The following is a 4,073-nucleotide window of genomic DNA, read 5'->3' on the forward strand; positions in this document are numbered from 1 at the left end:
AGTGAAATGTCGGGTACTCGGACTAGGCGAAGAACTTTCATCAGAACTTATTACTTGTTATTTTCAACAATCAGATCTGAATGCTAAACATTACGACTCAAGAGAATACATAAAAACAATTGACAATAAGGGGATACTCCTTAATAGAGAGGATAGCTACAGAAGAATAAATGCAATAAAAGATGAAATTAATCTGGCAATATTCCCTGGTTTCATTGCTTCAAACGAAAAAGGTGAGCCCACTTTATTGGGACGTGGTGGTTCTGACTATACAGCCTCAATTTTAGCTGCTGCCTTAGATGCTAAACAATTGGAGATTTGGACTGATGTGAGCGGGATGTACACTGCTGACCCACGATTAGTATCACAAGCTATTCCTATCGATCAAATGTCTTTTCAGGAAGCTATGGAATTGTCTCACTTTGGAGCCAAGGTGATGTATCCTCCTGCCCTAACTCCTGTTCTACAAAAGAAAATTGACATACTGATTAAAAATACATTTGAACCTGAAGCACAGGGAACTTTAATAAGCTCTGAGCCGAAAGCTGAACGAACTACAGTAAGAGGACTGTCTTCAATCAATCATATTAACCTTATTACTCTTTCGGGAAGTGGAATGGTTGGAATAAGTGGTTTTGCTGCTAGATTATTCTCATGTTTAGCAAATCAAAAGATTAACGTAAGCCTCATCACCCAATCATCATCGGAACACAGTATGAGTGTTGCTGTTCATGAAGATGATTGTGACAAAGCTTGCAATGTAATAGAGGACGAATTTGCTGCAGAGATTGCGATGAATCATGTTGATAAACCAAAGCTAGAACTTGATTTGTCGATAATCGCAATTGTTGGTGAAGATATGGGTTATACACCTGGCATCTCAGGTAAGGTATTTGGTGTTCTTGGAAAGAATGGTTTAAACATTCGTGCTATGGCACAAGGTGGAAATGAGCTAAACATCACATTCATGGTCAGAACTGTTGATGTTAAAAAGGCTTTGAATGTCATACACGAAAAATTCTTTCTTTCTACCTCGAAAAAGATAAACCTTTATATAGCTGGTGTTGGAAATGTGGGAAGTAAACTTTTAGAACACATTAAGAATCAACACAAACATTTGGTAGAGGAAAATGGTATTGATCTTATCATTAGAGCTATTAGCAATAGTCGAAAAATGGTTTTCGCAAAAGATGAGAACCTGATATATGATTGGAAAAGCAAACTTGATCAAAAAGGACAAGTCGCAGATATCGATAAATTCATTAAACACATTGGTGATTCTAATCTACGAAATTCAATTTTCGTGGATATCACAGCAAGTCAGGAAGTCAGTGATGTTTACAAACAAATATTGGACTCGACTGCTTCGATAGTTGCTTGTAACAAAATTGCAGCTTCATCAGACTATGAAAGCTATAAACAATTAAAATCTGCGGCTAAGAAGAATAATGTCGATTTTAGATTTGAGAGTAATGTTGGTGCAGGTTTGCCCGTCATCAGTACTATCAATTATTTAAAAAATACCGGAGATCAAATCACAAGTATCGAAGCGGTGGTTTCAGGTAGTCTTAACTACATTATCAATAAATTTATTGAAGGATATAGTTTTGATGAAGCATTAAAATTTGCAATGGATGAAGGTTTTACAGAACCAGACCCGAAACTTGATTTGAATGGCGTTGATGTCTTACGTAAGCTTCTGATTCTAGCTCGTGAATCGGGATATGCTTTAGAAGCTGAAGATGTTGAACTTAAAGCTATGGTGCCAGATTACTGTCTGGAATCAAGTACAACATATGAATTAGTCGAGAGAATAATTGAAAAGAGAGATTTTTTTGAGAACTGGCGAAAGCAAATGAAGGATCAAGACGTTCGTTTCAGATATGTCGCTAGTTTTAAAGATGGAAAAGCCAAAGTTGGATTAAAGGCTGTAGATGTCAATCATCCTTTTTATAATATCGATGGAAAAGATAGTATCGTATCTTTAAGTACACTTTGGTATAAAGATCAGCCCATGATTATAAAAGGTGCTGGAGCTGGTGCAGAAGTAACAGCATCTGGTATATTTGGTGATATCATCAGTATTTCTTCTAAATAATAAATTAAAGATCGTCTCTATATATACAAGCAAAATGAATAAAAGTATAAAAGTATTTGCACCAGGAAGTGTCTCAAATGTTGGATGTGGATTCGACATTTTAGGATTTGCCATAGATGGAATTGGTGATGAAATGATTCTTAGTAAGAATGAGTCAAAAAAAATCAATATTAAACCTATTGAAGGTTACGAAAACTTACCCACTGAGCCGACAAAAAATGTAGCAGGCGTTGCAATCCAAGCTTTATTAGATGATTTAGGGAGCGATCAGGGCTTTGATATTGAAATCAAAAAGAACATCAAACCAGGAAGTGGAATTGGTTCAAGTTCAGCTAGTGCTGCAGGTGCAGTTGTTGCCGTTAATGAATTACTGGGAAAACCATACAGTCGTATTCAATTGGTTGATTTTGCTATGCAAGGAGAAGTCGCTGCATCTGGAGACGCACACGCTGACAATGCAGCTCCAACTGTTTTAGGCGGTTTTTGCATTATTCGTGCCTACGATCCGCTTGATATCATTCAAATAGAATCTCCAAAAGATCTTTGGTGTGTGGTCATACATCCTCAAATAGAAATTAAAACCAAAGAAGCACGAGAATTATTATCACCTGTCATAAATCTAAAAAAAGCGATCCGTCAATGGGGAAATGTGGCTGGTTTAATATCGGGCTTGCATTGTTCTGATTATGCATTAATTGGTCGTTCTCTCGAAGATCATATTATAGAAGAGCAACGCAAAGTTTTGATTCCAAAGTTCGATAAACTTAAAAATGCAGTGATGAATGCAGGAGCCTTAGGCTGTAGTATTTCGGGTTCCGGACCATCTGTTTTTGCATTGTGCGAAGGGCAAAATAAAGCTAAAGATATCAGTTTAGCAATGAAGGATGTGTTTTCTAAAACAGATATTCCATTCTATATCTATTCGTCGCAAGTCAGTAGCAAGGGTGTAAGAATACTCGAAGAATCATAAGAATCACGAACTATTAATCAAATTAACCACCCAATAGAATGAAATATTTCAGCACTAATAATAAAAATCTATCAGTCAGTTTTAAAGAAGCTGTCATAAAAGGGCTTGCTCCAGACGGCGGTTTGTTTTATCCCGAACATCTCCCACTGCTTGATAAATCTTTCATAGATAATCTGCACAATTTAAGCTTAGCCGAAATTGGCTTTGAGGTCGCAAGTCATTTTTTAGGAGATGATATTCCTTCAGGTAAGCTTAAAGAAATTTGTGAGGATGCTCTAAACTTCCCTACACCTCTCGTTTCTTTTGAGCCCAATGTTTACTCATTGGAATTATTTCATGGACCAAGTTGTGCTTTTAAAGATGTAGGAGCTAGATTCATGTCGAGATGCCTTAGTTATTTTGCCCAAGAGAGTGATGAGAAGATCACGATTCTAGTTGCGACTTCAGGAGATACAGGTAGTGCTGTTGCAAATGGTTTCCTTGGCATAGAAAACATTGAGGTTATCATTTTATACCCATCTGGTAAAGTCAGTCAAATTCAAGAGCAACAATTAACCACACTTGGTAAAAACATAACTGCTCTCGAAATTGATGGAAGTTTTGACGATTGCCAAGCCTTAGTAAAACAGGCATTTCAGGATAAAGATTTGAATAAGAAGATGAAATTAAGCTCTGCTAATTCAATTAATATTGCGCGATTAATTCCTCAAAGCTTCTACTATTTCTATGCTTACGGACAACTTAAACATCAGAACAAAGATCTAGTCGTATCTGTTCCTAGTGGCAACTATGGCAACCTAACTGCTGGCTTAATGGCTAAACAAATGGGACTCCCTATTAAAAAGTTTATTGCCTCAACCAACATAAACAAAGTTGTTCCTGATTATCTGGACACTGGAAAATATGTGAGTAAAGCTTCGATTCGTACTATCTCTAACGCAATGGACGTAGGAGCTCCTAGTAATTTTGATAGAATGATGACTTTATACCAAGAAAATCATCCTC

3 protein-coding genes are annotated in these 4,073 nt (G+C 36.7%); all 3 read left to right on the plus strand.

What is annotated here, in order from left to right:
- On the plus strand, window positions 1–2,098 hold a 2,098-nt coding region (gene thrA / locus ABY905_RS14675; RefSeq protein WP_372645196.1), incomplete at its 5' end, for a bifunctional aspartate kinase/homoserine dehydrogenase I.
- A gap of 34 nt (window positions 2,099–2,132) precedes the next feature.
- Window positions 2,133–3,068: a homoserine kinase gene (locus ABY905_RS14680; RefSeq protein ID WP_372645198.1), complete on the plus strand. Its 936-nt coding sequence runs from the start codon at window positions 2,133–2,135 to the stop codon at window positions 3,066–3,068.
- Window positions 3,069–3,106: 38 nt separating this feature from the next.
- A partial coding sequence (gene thrC, locus ABY905_RS14685) for a threonine synthase (protein WP_372645200.1) occupies window positions 3,107–4,073 on the plus strand: 967 nt, incomplete at its 3' end.

It is taken from the genome of Ancylomarina sp. (assembly GCF_041555295.1).
GTDB lineage: Bacteria > Bacteroidota > Bacteroidia > Bacteroidales > Marinifilaceae > Ancylomarina.

Coding starts and splice junctions, on each gene's coding strand:
- ABY905_RS14680 (WP_372645198.1), top strand. CDS start 2,133: ATGAATAAAAGTATAAAAGTATTTGCACCAGGAAGTGTCTCAAATGTT.